This window comes from Ruegeria sp. C10 (assembly GCF_056537805.1).
This window is the reverse complement of record NZ_JBQFSC010000001.1, coordinates 1,504,419-1,519,714: the sequence shown is the minus strand read 5'-3', so window position 1 is coordinate 1,519,714 and position 15,296 is coordinate 1,504,419. Positions and strand designations below refer to the sequence as shown.

Annotated in this window: 14 protein-coding genes; 5 read left to right on the top strand and 9 right to left on the bottom strand. The window is 56.8% G+C overall.

Annotated elements, in window-relative coordinates:
- On the top strand, window positions 1–1,662 hold the full coding sequence (locus tag ACR0DE_RS07280) for an FAD-binding dehydrogenase (RefSeq protein ID WP_480752411.1): 1,662 nt from the start codon (window positions 1–3) through the stop codon (window positions 1,660–1,662).
- Here ACR0DE_RS07280 and ACR0DE_RS07275 read toward each other — a convergent pair whose 3' ends face one another.
- The 5 genes from ACR0DE_RS07275 to mgtE form a co-directional block, all read right to left on the bottom strand.
- Complete coding sequence (locus ACR0DE_RS07275; protein ID WP_170625249.1) at window positions 1,663–2,409, bottom strand: YbaY family lipoprotein; 747 nt, start codon at window positions 2,407–2,409, stop codon at window positions 1,663–1,665. It abuts the gene before it with no gap.
- Between the two features lie 96 nt (window positions 2,410–2,505).
- Window positions 2,506–4,284, bottom strand: a complete 1,779-nt coding sequence (locus tag ACR0DE_RS07270) for an SLC13 family permease (RefSeq protein ID WP_170392185.1) — start codon at window positions 4,282–4,284, stop codon at window positions 2,506–2,508.
- Window positions 4,285–4,375: 91 nt separating this feature from the next.
- Complete coding sequence (locus ACR0DE_RS07265) at window positions 4,376–5,188, bottom strand: TIGR00282 family metallophosphoesterase (RefSeq protein ID WP_170594671.1); 813 nt, start codon at window positions 5,186–5,188, stop codon at window positions 4,376–4,378.
- Between the two features lie 112 nt (window positions 5,189–5,300).
- Window positions 5,301–5,867, bottom strand: coding sequence for a 5-formyltetrahydrofolate cyclo-ligase (locus ACR0DE_RS07260; RefSeq protein WP_480752410.1), 567 nt, complete (start codon window positions 5,865–5,867; stop codon window positions 5,301–5,303).
- Window positions 5,864–7,258 (bottom strand): magnesium transporter, encoded by a 1,395-nt coding sequence (mgtE, locus tag ACR0DE_RS07255; protein WP_170401569.1) that lies wholly within the window; start codon window positions 7,256–7,258, stop codon window positions 5,864–5,866. Before mgtE ends, ACR0DE_RS07260 begins: the two co-directional genes overlap by 4 nt.
- A 138-nt stretch (window positions 7,259–7,396) precedes the next feature.
- On the opposite strand from mgtE, the gene guaD reads away from it, so the two are divergent.
- Window positions 7,397–8,689: a guanine deaminase gene (gene guaD / locus ACR0DE_RS07250; RefSeq protein WP_170392193.1), complete on the top strand. Its 1,293-nt coding sequence runs from the start codon at window positions 7,397–7,399 to the stop codon at window positions 8,687–8,689.
- Window positions 8,690–8,751: 62 nt separating this feature from the next.
- On the opposite strand, the gene ACR0DE_RS07245 is transcribed toward guaD, so the two are convergent.
- The 3 genes from ACR0DE_RS07245 to ACR0DE_RS07235 form a co-directional block, all read right to left on the bottom strand.
- A complete protein-coding gene (locus ACR0DE_RS07245; RefSeq protein ID WP_480752409.1) occupies window positions 8,752–10,086 on the bottom strand; it encodes an 8-oxoguanine deaminase in 1,335 nt (444 codons plus the stop codon).
- A 114-nt stretch (window positions 10,087–10,200) separates the two neighbouring features.
- Entirely contained in the window at window positions 10,201–10,992 is a 792-nt protein-coding gene (gene hisN, locus ACR0DE_RS07240; protein ID WP_480752408.1) for a histidinol-phosphatase, read from the bottom strand.
- Between the two features lie 44 nt (window positions 10,993–11,036).
- A complete protein-coding gene (locus ACR0DE_RS07235) occupies window positions 11,037–11,408 on the bottom strand; it encodes a helix-turn-helix domain-containing protein (protein WP_170588513.1) in 372 nt (123 codons plus the stop codon).
- A gap of 337 nt (window positions 11,409–11,745) precedes the next feature.
- Between ACR0DE_RS07235 and ACR0DE_RS07230 the strand changes: the two genes are divergently transcribed.
- The gene (locus ACR0DE_RS07230) at window positions 11,746–12,714 is read left to right on the top strand and encodes an NADPH:quinone oxidoreductase family protein (protein WP_480752407.1); all 969 of its coding nucleotides are present in this window, start codon (window positions 11,746–11,748) and stop codon (window positions 12,712–12,714) included.
- Here ACR0DE_RS07230 and ACR0DE_RS07225 read toward each other — a convergent pair.
- Entirely contained in the window at window positions 12,698–13,576 is an 879-nt protein-coding gene (locus ACR0DE_RS07225; RefSeq protein ID WP_170392200.1) for a LysR family transcriptional regulator, read from the bottom strand. The two genes, ACR0DE_RS07230 and ACR0DE_RS07225, sit on opposite strands and share 17 nt — an antisense overlap.
- 127 nt (window positions 13,577–13,703) lie before the next feature.
- On the opposite strand from ACR0DE_RS07225, the gene ACR0DE_RS07220 reads away from it, so the two are divergent.
- Together ACR0DE_RS07220 and ACR0DE_RS07215 are read left to right on the top strand one after the other, a co-directional pair.
- Complete coding sequence (locus tag ACR0DE_RS07220) at window positions 13,704–13,922, top strand: DUF1127 domain-containing protein (RefSeq protein WP_480752406.1); 219 nt, start codon at window positions 13,704–13,706, stop codon at window positions 13,920–13,922.
- A 195-nt stretch (window positions 13,923–14,117) separates the two neighbouring features.
- Entirely contained in the window at window positions 14,118–14,855 is a 738-nt protein-coding gene (locus ACR0DE_RS07215) for a Bax inhibitor-1/YccA family protein (RefSeq protein WP_010441904.1), read from the top strand.
- Window positions 14,856–15,296 lie beyond the last annotated feature (441 nt).

Sequence of the window (15,296 nt, the reverse complement as noted above, 5' to 3'; positions counted from 1 at the left end):
ATGACCAATAACACCGCAGACGCGATCGTGATCGGAGGCGGCCTTGCGGGCCTCTCGGCGGCGGCCGAATTGGGCGACCGGGGCAAGCGGGTGATCGTGCTGGATCAGGAGCCTGAGCATTTTCTGGGTGGACAGGCGTTTTGGAGCCTCGGCGGCCTGTTCATGGTCAACACCCCCGAGCAGCGCCGCATGGGCATCCGCGACAGCCACGATCTGGCCCTGCGCGACTGGATGGGCAGCGCGCAGTTTGACCGCGATGAAGACAACTGGCCCCGCAAATGGGCTGAAGCCTATGTCGAGTTCGCCGCAGGTGAAATGCGTCCGTGGCTGCATGAAATGGGGCTGCGCTGGTTTCCCGTCGTGGGCTGGGCCGAACGCGGCGGTTCTTATGCGGACGGCCATGGCAACTCGGTCCCGCGCTTTCACATCACTTGGGGAACCGGCCCAGGTGTACTTGAGCATTTTATCCGCCGCGTCCGCGCGCATGTCGACGCCGGCTTGATCCAACTGAAGTTCCGTCACCAAGTCAGCCACATCATTATGCAAAATGGTTCTGCCAAAGGTGTGTCAGGGGAAGTTCTGGCCGATGACGGCATTCAAAGAGGTGGCAAGACCAACCGGGACGAAGTAGGCGAATTCGAAGTCTATGCCCCTTCGGTTATTGTCACCTCTGGTGGGATCGGTGGGAATTTTGAGATGGTGAGACAGAACTGGCCCCGCGACCGGCTGGGTGAACCGCCCAAAGATATGGTGGCTGGCGTTCCGTTTCATGTCGATGGCCGCATGATCCCGATCAGCGAGAAAGCTGGCGGACATGTCATCAACGGCGACAGAATGTGGCATTACACTGAAGGTGTGCGCAATTGGGATCCGATCTGGCCCGCGCACGGTATACGTATTCTACCCGGCCCAAGTTCGATGTGGTTCGATGCGCGCGGCAATCGCCTGCACCCCCCTTGCTTGCCGGGGTTCGATACGCTGGGAACGCTGAAAGAGATCCTGAAAACCGGATATGAATATAGCTGGTTCGTTCTGACCCAGAAGATCATCAAAAAGGAATTTGCGCTATCGGGGTCCGAGCAGAACCCGGATTTCACTTCGGGCAGCTGGAAAGAGGTGATCCGTCAGCGCATCCTGTCTGGCACCAAGGCGACTGGCCCGGTCGAGGCATTCAAGGAAAAGGGCGAGGATTTCGTCGTCGCCAACACGCTGACTGAATTGGTCAGCGGCATGAACCAATTAGGCGGAGGTCTGATAGACGAGACGCATTTGCGCACCCAGATCGAGGCACGGGATTCTCAGGTCGACAATCCGTTTTCCAAAGACGCCCAGATGATGGCCATCCTTGCCGCACGAAATTATCGGGGCGACAAGCTGATCCGGACGGCCAAACCGCACAAGTTCCTCGATCCATCAAACGGCCCGCTAATCGCGGTCAAGCTGCACGTACTGACCCGCAAGACATTGGGCGGGCTGCAGACCAATCTGGACAGTCAGATGATCGGCGCCAATGGACAAATCGTCCCTGGCTTGTTTGCAGCCGGAGAGGTCGCGGGCTTTGGCGGCGGCGGCTATCACGGGTACAACGCGCTAGAGGGCACATTCCTGGGCGGTTGCATCTTCTCGGGTCGCAACGCAGGAAGGTCCCGCGCAGTGGCCTGATTACTGGGTGCGCACGAATTTCAGTATAGGCTCACCTGCAGCATCGAGCAAAACCATGCTGTCGCCGGCAACGGCATAGCTCGTCACGTTTTGCAGGGCGGCAAAGAACTGATCCTCGACCTCGTCCAGTTCTGGCGGGCACGCCATTAAAGTCGCGGCCATATTGTCTGGAAACTCAAGGCTGTTGCCGGTGATCTCGGCTTGCCCGGAAAACCGGTTGCAACCGCCCGTGCCACCGAACGCACCACCTTGGGCGAAGGAAAGCTGGGGCGGCCGTTTTGTATCGAGCACGGTTCCACCGATACCGATGGCTGTCCACTCGGTCCCTTCCAGGGTCGCGGGGCTCTGAGCACCGGCCTGCACCAGCACAAGATCTGCCGAATTGCCTTCGCCGTTGGTCAGCACGGGATGGACCGTATCCGTCGTAAACAACAGCTCACCCCCGCGATAGATCGATCCGCGTACTGCATAGGTCATACCCTCGCGGATCAGCGCGTCATCAAAAGTCAGCTCAAATTCCGAGGGCACTCCGTTCAACGCATAGCGTTGCGCCGCCAGCGTGACCGCTGCCGCATCGGCCCGAGAGATATCCTGCAATTCGACAAATAGCGTCGCATCCGGTGGCAGGGCGATCCGTTCACGGTAGGTTGCCGTGCCAGTGACTGTTCCTGCCGAGCTTTGGCTGCCCAGCAAGGCCAATACGATTGCTCCGGCCACAATGGCCTGCCCGAGTTTCGGAAAAGGCATGATCCCATCCTTTCACATTCATCTTAGGCAAAAAGATTGTGACGATATCGACATTTACAAGGCCCGAAACACCAGGTCGGCGAATCCGTGCCAGTGTCAGAGCGGCCAGATGAACGGAATAAGAAGTGACGCCAGCAGACCCACAGTCAGGTTCAGCGGCACACCAACTTTCAGAAAATCGGTGAATCTGTACCCACCCGGGCCATACACCATCATGTTGGTCTGATAGCCAATCGGCGTCGCAAAGGATGCCGATGCCGCCACCATCACCGCGACCACCAGCGGGCGCGGATCAATTCCTACAGCCTGAGCCAGAGAGATCGCGATCGGAGTGACCACCACCGCCACGGCGTTGTTCGAAACCAATTCGGTTAGCACCGAGGTCAACAGATATACGGCCCATATGATCAAGAAAGGTGGCAACATGCCCAGCGCCGGTGCAACCGCTTCGACAATCAGTGTAACCGCGCCCGATTTATCGAGCGCAGCCCCAATTGCGAGCATGGAGAAGATCAGGGCCAGCAATCGGCCTTCGACAAATGAGAACGCCTCATCCGCGTCGATACATCGGGTCAGCAGAACCACGGCAACGGCGATGATCGACAACAGCAAAATCGGTGCCACGCCCAACCCCGCCAGGGCGACGATCCCGACCAGCGCACCGATGGCTATGGGCGCATGGCTGCGGCGAAACGCTCGTGCCGAAGGTTGCGTAACATCGACCATATCCATATCGGCGGCCAGCTTCTGGATATCCGCAGGCGAGCCCTCTAACAGCAGCGTATCCCCGACACGCACGGTCAAAGCATCCAACTGACGCCCGATATTCTGGTTCCTGCGATGAACCGCCAGGACGTAGACACCATATCGGCGACGTAACCGCATCGCACCAAGCGTTCGACCGACCATACGGCAGCCCGGCGTGATCAGAACCTCAACTGTCTTGGTCTCAACGGCTGAGACTTGATCCACGCGCTTGAGTTCCTTGTTGCTTTGAAGACTCAGCAATTCGGTCATCTCGGTGCGCAAAACTACCCTGTCGCCCACTTTCAGCGTCACCCCCTTGAGGTTCCGCCGCAGCGAGTCATCGCCTCGGATGACGTCGATCAGGCGCACACCGGGGCGCTTGAACAGCTGAACGCCGGTCACTTCGCGGTCGATCAGATTGCTGTCGGGGGGAATGACCGCCTCGGTAAAAAATTTCATCTTGGAGCGGTCGCTGAGCATCTCTGCCATGCTGTCACGCTCGGGTAGCAGTCGTGGCGCAATGAAGCGCAGGTAGACCATACCGTAGATCACCAGCGCTATGCCCAGCGGGGTAACCTCGAAGATTGAAAACGCCGTCATACCCTGTGCGCGGGCCACACCATCGACCAACAGGTTAGTCGAGGTGCCAATCAGCGTCAGCGTACCCCCAAGGATCGCCGCATAGCTGAGCGGGATCAACAATTTGGACGCCGAAACGTTCAGCGTGCGGGCGATCTGGATAAAGACCGGGATCATTACAACGACAACCGGTGTGTTCGACACCACCGCCGAAGCGACGACGACAAACGCCATCAATAACCCGATGGCAAACCGAGGGTTCACCTGCGCCTGCTTCTGCGCGAGCGAGGTGAAGGCATCAAGCGCTCCGGTGCGCACCAAGGCACCCATGATGATGAACATCGCGCCGATGGTCCACGGCGCGGGATTCGAAAGGACTGCAAGCGCACTTTGATAGGGCAGGATACCGGTTGCCAGCATCAGGGCCGCCCCGCCGATGGCGACAACTTCGGTCGGATAGACCTCGCGCAGAAACATGATGAACATGCCCGCTACGATCATCAGCGCCAGAATTGCGCTGCCCATCTCTGTCAGTTGAAGGAATTGCATTCTTGGTATTCTGTCCGAACCCTGATCTGGCATACGCGCCTAATAGGTAGTTTCACGTATTGCGTGCGGCGGGGCAAGTCTGACGTGCTTTTCAGGGTGTAGACTGCTGCAACCGCCCGCCAACACGAATCATCTGCACGGATTTTGCGCTTCCATCGCGGTCATCGGTTTCGACAAAAACTCCGCTCAAGGTCGCCTCACCGGTCGCAGGCGTAAACCGCGCCTTGGGCATCCCGGTTATGAACCGGCGCATCGGTTCCTGCTTGTCCATTCCGATGACCGAGTCATAGTCGCCGCACATCCCGGCATCGGTCAGGTATCCTGTACCGCCCGGCAGTACCTGCGCATCCGCGGTAGGCACATGCGTATGCGTCCCAACCACAAGGCTTGCGCGTTTGTCGCAATAATGGCCCATCGCCATTTTCTCGGACGTTGCCTCGCAATGCATGTCGACGATGATCGCCTGCGCCTGGCCGCCGCGTGGGTGCGATTTCAGGATCGGTTCAATGGCCGAAAAGGGATCGTCAAAGGGGCGTTTCATGAAGACCTGCCCTAACACCTGCACCACCAGAACCTTGCGACCGCCCGGCGCGGTGAACAGTCGATGCCCCCGCCCCGGTGCCCCTTTGGCATAATTCAACGGACGCACGATGCGAGGTTCTTTCTCAATAAACTGCAGCATGTCTTTCTGGTCGAAAGCATGATCGCCCAGGGTGATACAATCGGCCCCCGCGTCCAAAAGCAGCTTGGCGTGATCCCCGCTCAGCCCCATTCCGTTCGAGGCGTTCTCGCCGTTGACAACGACAAAATCCAGCCGCCATTCGTCACGCAGACGTGGCAAATGCTGTTGGATGGCGGCGCGACCCGAACGCCCCATGACGTCACCAAGAAACAAAATCCTCATGATTGCGGTCCTAGGGGCTGGAAGTGGCAATAACAAGGCAGAAGCAAACAATCACTCAGCCTGAAGGCTGCCAATGCAAAGGAAATCGCGATCGCGCATAGCGAGGGATAACTTAGAAAGTTAGCACCCGGCTTTCAGTAATCACCATATCGAGTGGTTGATCAGTCGGCTCCAGCGGCAGATGTTCGGCTTCCTGCGCATCAAAGGCAAATCCTATGGCCAGCGTCGGGCGCTTGGCGCGCAACCCTTCAAGCGTGCGATCATAGAAGCCGCCGCCATACCCCAAGCGGCCACCCTGCGCATCAAAGGCAACCAGTGGCACGATCAGGATCTCCGGGTCGAAATAGTCATCGATCTCGGGCACTTTCGCGCCGAAGGGTCCATCTTTCAGCATGCCCTCAGGCGTCCATCGAGAGAAGCGCAACGCCTGCCCTGCGGCCTGAATGACAGGCACGCCCACTGGGCCATATGCAGAAGCCTCGGCCATTGCAGGCAGCGGGTCGATTTCGGTGCGGATCGGCATATAGCCAGACATGGAAACACCGCGATGACCCGCCAGAACCTCGGACAAGCGCCCGGCCGCGCCCGGGATGCGCATATCAAACGCTACCTTGCGTCGCGCGAATGCCGCCTTGCGCGCTGCGGCCTTGATTTCGGTCAGATCGGTTGTCTCGTTCACAGTAGTACCACGCTGGCAAGCCCCAGAAAGATGAAGAACCCCATGACATCCGTTGTCGTGGTCACAAAGGTTCCTGACGCCAGCGCCGGGTCAACACCCAGACGGTCCAGCACTACCGGTACTACCGTACCAGCAAAGCCCGCGATGATCATGTTCACGACCAGCGCAGATCCGATCACGACACCCAGCAGCGGGGAGTCGAACCACATCATCCCGACGGTTCCCAACACGATAGCGAAACACAGCCCGTTGAGCATTCCCACCAGCAGTTCTCGCCGGATCACGCGCCCTACGTTCGAGCCGGTCAGGTCGCGTGTTGCCAACGCCCGCACCGCAACGGTAAGCGATTGGGTCCCGGCATTGCCCCCCATCGAAGCGACGATCGGCATCAGTATCGCGAGCGCCACCAGTTGATCAATCGCGGCCTCAAACTGAGAAATCACCAGCGATCCGCAAATCGCCGTAACCAGATTGACACCAAGCCAAGGCAAGCGCCGCCTACTGGTTGCCGCTACACTATCGGACAGAGAGCTTTCGTCCGAGACGCCCGCAAGACGCAGCATATCCTCTTCGTATTCTTCGTCCAGGACCACCATCGCATCGTCGATGGTGATGACACCGACCAAACGACCGTCGCCATCCACGACGGGAGCCGAAATCAGGTGATACTGATTGAACGCATAGGCCACGTCCTCTTCATCCTGTTCGACGGGTATGGTGTGGAATTCATCTTCGGCAATGTCCTGCAGCGGCACCTCGCGCCGGGTTGCCATCAACTTGCCCAGCGTGACCTGAGCAACCGGTTTCAATCGCGGGTCAACAAGTATGACATGATAGAACTGTTCCGGCAAATCGTCGGTGGCACGCATGAAATCGATGGCCTGCCCCACGGTCCAGTGATCGGGCGCCATGACCACCTCGCGCTGCATAAGGCGGCCAGCAGAGTTTTCTGGATAAGATAGGGCTTGCTCTGCCGCGACGCGTTCGGAGTCTTCAAGCGCGCCCAGGATGGTTTCTTGCTGCGGCTCTTCAAGGTCTTCCAGAAGGTCAACAACGTCATCACTTTCCATATCCCGAACGGCTTCGGCCAGAACGTCCGGTTTCAGGACATTGATCACTTCTTCCCGAACTGACTCGTCGAGCTCCGACAGGATATCCCCGTCGAACTCCTTGTCATACAGCCGGATCAGGCGCGCACGGTCGTAAGGATTGATCTGTTCCAGAAGGTCAGCGATATCGGCCGCGTGTAGCGGCTCCATCAGCTCAATCAGCTTGGCACGATCTTCGACATCAACCGCATAAAGGATGGCCGCAACGGTTCGCGGGTCCAGCGCATAGGCATCCTCATCGCGGGGCTGATCGGGTCTGGCTTCGTCGTTGCCTGTCGTCATGCGCTGCCCCTCTTTCTTGTCGATTGCCCCTAGATAGAAGAAGCAGCTACCGGAAAACAATGACAATGGTCCAATTTACCCGCATCTTTCGCGCCCCTATGCTGGTTGGCGGTCCAAAATAGGCGGAGAACAGAACAAATGGCGCAAAAGACGCTTCTGAAGGGACGTGTGCTTAGCTTCAACGGATCACCGTTCGAAGGTGAGCCCACCGATGCGACCAAAATTCACCAAGCCGTCCTGATCGAAGATGGCCGCATCGCGGCACTGGGCCAGGCGTCCGACCTGTCTGACGCGCATCCCGAAGCCAACATTAAGGATTATGGCGATCAGCTGATCATGGCGGGATTTGTGGATTCTCATGTCCACTATCCGCAGACGGCAATGATCGCGAGCTGGGGAAAGCGGCTGATCGATTGGCTGAACAGCTACACGTTCCCTGAAGAGATGAAGTTTGACGACCCCGCCTATGCCGCTGAAATTGCAAACAGATATCTAGACCTAACCGCAGCCCATGGCACCACAACCATGTGCAGCTTTTGCACCATTCATCCAGAGAGTGTTGATGCCTTCTTTACCGCCGCGCAGGCGCGTGGGCAGCGGGTCGTCGCGGGTAAAACCTGCATGGATCGCAATGCGCCTGAGGGGCTGCGAGATACTGCACAAACCGGATACGACCAGTCCAAAGCTCTGCTTGAAAAGTGGCATGGGGTTGATCGCATATCTTACGCCATCACTCCACGATTTTCGCCGACATCGACGCCAGAACAGCTGGAGGCGATGGGCGCGCTTTGGGCCGAGCATCCCGACTGCCTGATGCAAACCCATCTGAGCGAACAGACCGATGAGATCGAATGGGTCCGATCCCTGTTCCCCGACGCGCGCGACTATCTGGACACCTATGAGCAGTTTGGGCTGCTGGGTGGAAATGGCCTTTACGGGCACGTGATCCATCTGGAAGAGCGGGAGCGCGATCGTCTGCGCGAGGTAGATGCAGCTCTGATCCACTGCCCCACATCAAACACGTTTATCGGCTCTGGCCTGTTTGACATGAATGGTCTGATCCACTCAGGGCACCGCGTGGGCTTGGCCACCGACACCGGAGGCGGCTCAAGTTTTTCAATGCTGCGCACAATGGCTGCGGCCTATGAGATTGGTCAATTGCGAGGCCATCCCTTGCACCCCTCGCAATTGCTTTGGCTTGGAACGGTGGGATCGGCTCGTACCCTGCGGATGGATGACCGTATTGGCAACATCGCCGTGGGCATGGAGGCCGATCTGGCGGTGCTGAACCTCGCATCGACGCCTGCTATCGCCCAGCGCGAAGCTCATGCTGATGATCTTTGGGAAGCGGTGTTCCCGACCATTATGATGGGTGATGACCGTGCCGTAACCGATACCTGGATCGCCGGACGAGCTGTTTCTGGTCGATAGGAATGGGCCTATGGCCCATGCCTCCGGCGGAGGTATTTTTAGCCAGATGAAGAGCGGATCCGCTATTCTGCCAGCGCGCGTGCCAGAAGATTCTGGGTTTCTATGACCCTTGGCAGGTCGATCGTGGCGATCTGACTGTTACGAACAATCTGGCGTCCCTCGACAAAGAGGTGTTTGACACGCGTCGGTCCGGCCAGAAGGAGCGCAGCGGGGTCCCAACTGCCTGCACTTTCAATTCCTTGCACGTCCCAAATGGCAATATCAGCTCGTTTACCGGGTATAAGCCGGCCGCAATCGGGCCGATTCAACACATCCGCCCCGCCTCGGGTGGCGATCTCAAGCGCCTCACGGGCCGACATGGCGTCAGCGCCGTTTGCGACTCGTTGCAGCAGCATAGACTGGCGCGCCTCGGCCATCAGATTGCCGCTGTCGTTGCTGGCTGATCCATCCACACCCAACCCGACTGGCACGCCTTGATTACGCATTTTTCGGACTGGCGCGATACCTGAACCAAGACGACAATTGGAACATGGACAGTGCGCAACGCCGGTTCGGCTACGTGCAAACAGGTCAATCTCGGCGCCATCCAGCTTGACACAATGAGCGTGCCAGACATCCGAACCGGTCCAGCCCAATTCTTCGGCGTATTGGCCCGGTCTACAGCCGAACTGATCTTGAGAATAGGCTATATCCTCATCGTTCTCCGCCAGATGGGTGTGCAGCATCACACCTTTGTCGCGCGCTAACAGCGCGGCATCGCGCATCAGGTCCCGACTAACCGAGAACGGCGAACATGGCGCCAAACCAACGCGACACATCGAACCCTCAGATGGGTCGTGATAGGCATCTACTACGCGGATCATATCCTCCAGAATAGCCTGCTCGGATTCGACCAAAGCATCAGGAGGCAGTCCACCATCACTTTCGCCAATGCTCATAGCTCCACGCGTGGGATGAAAACGCAGCCCCAGCTCTGACGCTGCATGGATCGTGTGTTCAAGCCGCGCGCCATTGGGATATAGGTAAAGGTGGTCAGAGCTAAGCGAGCAGCCGGACAGTGCCATCTCGGCCAATCCGATCTGGGCAGATATAAACATCTCGTCAGGACCAAAGCGGGACCAGATGGGATAGAGCGTTCGCAACCAACCAAACAGCAAAGCGTCCTGCCCGCCGGGAACCGCGCGGGTGAGCGTTTGGTAGAGATGGTGATGGGTGTTCACCAGACCGGGGGTCACAACACACCCAGTGGCATCATGTATTTCGCCATCGCTCGTAAGGCGGTGGCCAATCTGGGCTATCTTACCATCCCGAACCAGCAGATCAGCGCCTGCAAGCTCTTGCCGATCATCATCCATCGTCAGGATCATATCGGCGTTACGGATCAGAAATTCTGTCATTTTCGCACTCCCGCATACTGCCCGTCTCATGCATGGAGTGATGGGCTGGTGGAAAACGGGCGTAAGAACCAGCCGTGATCAGTTTAAAGTCGCAAAGAAGGGTCGGCAACCCGTTTAGTATTGCTTCAGAATTTCTAGCGCTGCCGCATGAATCTCAGTATTGGCTGCAGCGAGCGCACGCCCACCATTGTGAGCCGGATTACCCTGCCAATCCGTCACAATACCACCCGCGGCCTCGATCACCGCGATTGGGGCCTGGATATCGTAGGAATTCAATCCAGCCTCGACCACAAGATCAGTTTGACCTGCAGCGAGCAACGCGTAGGCATAACAATCCATCCCATAGCGTGTCAGCTTCGTTTTCTGAGAAACTGCCTTGAAGGCAGCGGCCTCAGCCTCGGTGCCAACCTCCGGGAAGGTAGTGAAGATAATTGCCTGATCCAAAGATCGCGTATCGCGCGTCCCTAGTTCTGTGCGCCCCATAGGGCCTTGGACAAAGGCGTGCTCTTTATCTCCGATAAAGCGTTCACCGATATAGGGTTGATCGATCACGCCAAGCTTCGGCCCAGTCTCATCGCTTAGGGCGATCAGAACACCCCATGTGGGTGTACCACTTATGAACCCGCGCGTGCCGTCGATTGGGTCCAGTACCCAAACCCGTCCGCTCGTTCCCTCGGAATGACCGAACTCTTCCCCCAGAATACCATCCTCAGGTCGGTGATTGGCCAGCACTGCGCGCATTGCTTTCTCTGCTTCGCGATCAGCGGCTGTTACCGGATCAAACCCGGCATCGAGCTTGTTGTCCGCCTTCAGGTTGGATTGGCGGAAAAACGGAAGAATGGCCACCCGCGCCGCGTCGGCCATTTCTTCGGCAATCTCTAGATCACTTCGTTGGGTGTTTTGCATGGATTACCCGTGCGCCCGACACCCCACGAAGTCAAGCGATTGTATCAGGCGACGTCGCTCAGCACACGCGCCAGTTCAAACAGGCGGCGACGCTGATTTTCCGGTATCGCATAATACGAGCGAACAAGATCGAGCGCCTCTTTGTCACCCATCAGATCTGCAGGAACCGATTTCTTGTCCGCATCCGACTTCTGTGTCTCTTCAAGGCCTTCGAAGAAAAAGCTGACGGGAACATCCAATGCTTCGGCAATGTCCCACAAACGCGATGCGCTTATCCGGTTGGCCCCTGTTTCGTATTTTTGGATTTGTTGAAACTTGATACCAACTTGCTGCGCCAACTGCTGTTGAGTCATGCCAATCAGCCAGCGGCGATGCCGGACGCGTTTGCCCACATGGACATCGACGTGATGGGTCATTGGTAGTCTCCTTTACACAAACACCTGTCCGGGAAACCGCGACAGCAGCCATCGCCGCTTAGTTAGCGGGTCGCTGCTTAAGAACTCCCTAATTCGGATCGTGCCCCCCGAACAGCACCATAGTACAATATTGCCGCAATCCGTTATTTTTTCAAGCTGGTTGAATCAGAGAATTCGAACAGTGGTTTGTGGTTGTACGGCCAACATAGAGATTAATAGTTTCCAAATGGGAAACTGTTGATCCACCCTATTCAGTTTAACGCTGTGAAGATTGCGAATGGAATTGACAAACGGTCAAGCCAAACGGCCTATGGCGACAAAAGAGCGGAGACCAATGATGCAGGCATTTCGTATCGAGACCAAAGGGGCACCCGCTCAGCTATGCGAAACACGCGAAGTACCGCTGCAAGAGAACCAAGTTCGTATCGCAATCCGCGCCTGCGGCCTGAACTTTGCAGACCTTCTGATGCAGAAAGGCACGTATCAGGACACCCCCGAAGCACCGTTTACGCTGGGTATGGAGATTGCGGGGATTGTCACCGAAATTGGAAACAATGCTGCGCATTTGAAGTTGGGTGATCGTGTTGCAGTCTATTCGGGTCAAGGCGGCCTGGCCGAATCAGGCGTTTTTGATGCGGACCGGGCAATTCCCCTTCCAGATTCCATGAGTTTCGAAGACGCGGCCGCGATCCAAATTGCCTATGGCACCAGCCATATTGCTCTTGCGCACCGGGCGCGACTGCAACCGGGCGAGACCCTACTGGTCACCGGTGCTGCCGGTGGCGTGGGATTGACCGCAGTTGAAATCGGAAAACAGATGGGTGCGACAGTCATCGCCCAAGCCCGCGGGCAGGACAAATTGGCCGTGGCACAAAAAGCTGGTGCAGACCATCTGCTTGACGCAAGCGAAGACCTGCGCGACCGCGTTCTCGCTCTGGGTGGTGCTGACGTGGTCTACGATGCGATTGGTGGAGATGTCTTCAAGGCCGCCTTCCGCGCGACCAACCCGGAAGGCCGCTTGTTACCGATCGGATTTGCCGGAGGTGAGGTGCCACAGGTTCCAGCCAATCATCTTTTGGTCAAGAACCTGACCGTGATCGGCGTATATATCGGCGGCTATCTGAATTTCCGGCCCGAGATCGTGCACGACAGCTTCAGCACCTTGTTCCGCTGGCACTCAGAGGGCCGGATAAAGCCTCATATCAGCCACGTCCTGCCCTTGCAGGACGCAGCAATAGGTTTGGAACTGCTGCGCGATCGCAAATCCACCGGCAAAGTGGTGATCCGCGTCAACTCGCCACTTTAAGCGGCTGCGCCGTTGGATGATTGAAGTTTTGGCGCAGTAGGTTCGCAAGCTCTGACACGTATTCCTCACGTACCCGCTCGGCACCATAGAGGTTGATGAACTGTACAGGCAAATCCGGCAGCACCCCGGCATGGTCAATCAGTTCCTGATGGCTGGGCTGGGTGCCTTCCAGCAAAACTCCCACCGCCAGATCAGCGCTGACGGTGGCTTCAACGGTGCGGTCGGAATCGCTGTCGATGCTCATATCCCATTCGATTCCCGCATCATCCAGCGCCGCTGTCGCGACCGGGCGGAAAATGCAATTCCGGCAAAACCCCAGCCGCAAAGGCTTTTGGCGCCAGGCAGATCCGTTCAGCGCGCCAACCCAACGCAAAGGCATATGGTGCAGGGTTTCGGCACCTTCGCCCGCGCCCGATTCCGTAGTCACAATCAGATCGAAGCTTCCGCGGGCGAACTCTTCTTTCAAGTGCCGCGTATTGGACGTTACCAAGTTCACGCTGACCCGGGGAAAGCTGGCATTGAAACGCTTCAACACCCGCGGGATGAACGGATGAACGACGTCATGCGGTACGCCTAGCACGACCTCGCCCTCAAACGCCTGATCCGTCAGCCGCCCGATTACCTCATCATTCAACGCAATCATTCGCCGTGCGTATGCCAGCAATTGCTCTCCGGACGCCGTTAGCGCGATGGTTCGACCGGACCGATCCAGTAATTCCAGCCCCAAAAGCTCTTCCAGCCGCTTGAGCTGCATTGAGACTGCAGATTGCGTGAGGTGAAGAAATCCAGCGGCACGCGTCACGCCTCCATGGTCAGCAACAGCTACGAAAGACCGCAATGTAGTGATGTCCAGATTTCGCATGTTCAAGATTCCTTATGAGACTCGTCATAAACATTCATTTCCAAAATGTGTCAGACTACTCCATATAGATCAAGGAAATTGATTGAAGCGCTATGTTTCATCAAACAATCAGGAAAGGGCAATGATCATGACCCATATAGCCATCTCAACTCATCGTCGCATCAAGCGTAAGGCGATTGGTGCTCGGATACTTGACCTGTTTAACCTCGCTCGTCAGCGGCGCGCCCTCGCCCAGCTTGATGATGATGCACTGAATGACATCGGCGTTTCACGCAAAGACGCGCGTAACGAAGCAGAGCGCCCGTTCTGGCACGCGCCCGACAGCTGGCACAAACATCTGTATTAATTCGAAAATACCGGCGGCTTGAGGGATTTGGCGACCAAGCCGCCGGTTTTTTGGCGACAGTTGCAAAAATTGCCGACAGTTTTGCTGAGTTTCAGGCTTAAAACCCTTGAAACGAGGGCCACACTCTCCGATATTTACCGGGAAACCGGCTCGCATCCGTGGGCTGCGAACAGAATATTGAAGGGAGACCCCTATATGGCACAATTCGACACGATCCGGACGGCGTCCGGCGCGCGCGCTGCCGAGATAGACGAGGGCCTGCGCGCCCATATGAACAAAGTCTACGGCACGATGTCCGTAGGCATGCTGATCACATTTGCCGTGGCATGGGCGGTGGGCTCGAGCCCGCAACTGCTGTCGATCTTCCGTGATCCGGTCACGCTGAGCCCCAATATCCTGGGCTGGATCGTGATGTTTGCACCCTTGGCGATGGTGTTTGGCTTTGGCGCCGCCATCAACCGCCTCTCGGCGTCCGGCGCACAGCTGTTCTTTTATGCATTTGCAGCCGTGATGGGCCTGTCGCTGAGCTGGATTTTCGTAGCATTCACCGGCATCTCGATCGCGCAGGTGTTCCTGGTGACTTCGATCGCATTCGCGGGCCTGTCGCTTTACGGATACGTCACTAAGAAAGACCTGTCCGGCATGGGCACCTTCCTGATGATGGGCGTTATCGGCCTGATCGTCGCGATGGTTATCAACATCTTCCTGCAGTCGCCTGCGATCATGTTCGCAGTGTCGATCCTGGGTGTGCTGATCTTTGCCGGCCTGACCGCCTATGACACGCAGAAGATCAAAACCACCTATCTGCAGATGGCTCATGCTGGCGATCAGGAATGGCTTGGCAAAGCGGCAATCATGGGTGCATTGAACCTGTATCTGGACTTCATCAACATGTTCATGTTCCTGCTGCAACTACTGGGCAACAGAGAATAAAACTGCTTCCAACAGAATACAGAAAGCCCCGCTTAGCACTCCGCTAAGCGGGGCTTTTTTTATGTTGCTCTTCAAAAGCCCATACCAAGCCTTGGTGAATTCGCATGATGTTCCGACTAGTTTATTTTGCCTCCACAAATTTTACACGCCCTCATAGCCGGATAGTCGCCCGTATTTACGCATAGTCCTCATGCTCAATTCACCGATTCCCATCAAAGCTCCGCGAACAATGATCAGCCTGCAGTTACTGTAGCAGTCGGCAGTCAACCATGTTGGCGCAACCCTAATTTTGCACCACTCTGAAAGCCGCGTTTGCAAGTTTGCATATGCGTTCATCAGCGCCTTTCGCCATTGGAACGTTCGTGTACTTGGTCGATCCAATCAAAGAATTTCATAATTTTGATTGCCGAAACCGGTTTCGGAGAAAACAAATAGAAGAAT

Coding starts and splice junctions, on each gene's coding strand:
- ACR0DE_RS07280 (WP_480752411.1), top strand. CDS start 1: ATGACCAATAACACCGCAGACGCGATCGTGATCGGAGGCGGCCTTGCG.
- ACR0DE_RS07225 (WP_170392200.1), bottom strand. CDS start 13,576: ATGCGAAATCTGGACATCACTACATTGCGGTCTTTCGTAGCTGTTGCT.
- ACR0DE_RS07245 (WP_480752409.1), bottom strand. CDS start 10,086: ATGACAGAATTTCTGATCCGTAACGCCGATATGATCCTGACGATGGAT.
- ACR0DE_RS07230 (WP_480752407.1), top strand. CDS start 11,746: ATGCAGGCATTTCGTATCGAGACCAAAGGGGCACCCGCTCAGCTATGC.
- ACR0DE_RS07215 (WP_010441904.1), top strand. CDS start 14,118: ATGGCACAATTCGACACGATCCGGACGGCGTCCGGCGCGCGCGCTGCC.
- ACR0DE_RS07220 (WP_480752406.1), top strand. CDS start 13,704: ATGACCCATATAGCCATCTCAACTCATCGTCGCATCAAGCGTAAGGCG.
- ACR0DE_RS07275 (WP_170625249.1), bottom strand. CDS start 2,409: ATGCCTTTTCCGAAACTCGGGCAGGCCATTGTGGCCGGAGCAATCGTA.
- guaD (WP_170392193.1), top strand. CDS start 7,397: ATGGCGCAAAAGACGCTTCTGAAGGGACGTGTGCTTAGCTTCAACGGA.
- ACR0DE_RS07270 (WP_170392185.1), bottom strand. CDS start 4,284: ATGCAATTCCTTCAACTGACAGAGATGGGCAGCGCAATTCTGGCGCTG.
- hisN (WP_480752408.1), bottom strand. CDS start 10,992: ATGCAAAACACCCAACGAAGTGATCTAGAGATTGCCGAAGAAATGGCC.
- ACR0DE_RS07265 (WP_170594671.1), bottom strand. CDS start 5,188: ATGAGGATTTTGTTTCTTGGTGACGTCATGGGGCGTTCGGGTCGCGCC.
- mgtE (WP_170401569.1), bottom strand. CDS start 7,258: ATGACGACAGGCAACGACGAAGCCAGACCCGATCAGCCCCGCGATGAG.
- ACR0DE_RS07235 (WP_170588513.1), bottom strand. CDS start 11,408: ATGACCCATCACGTCGATGTCCATGTGGGCAAACGCGTCCGGCATCGC.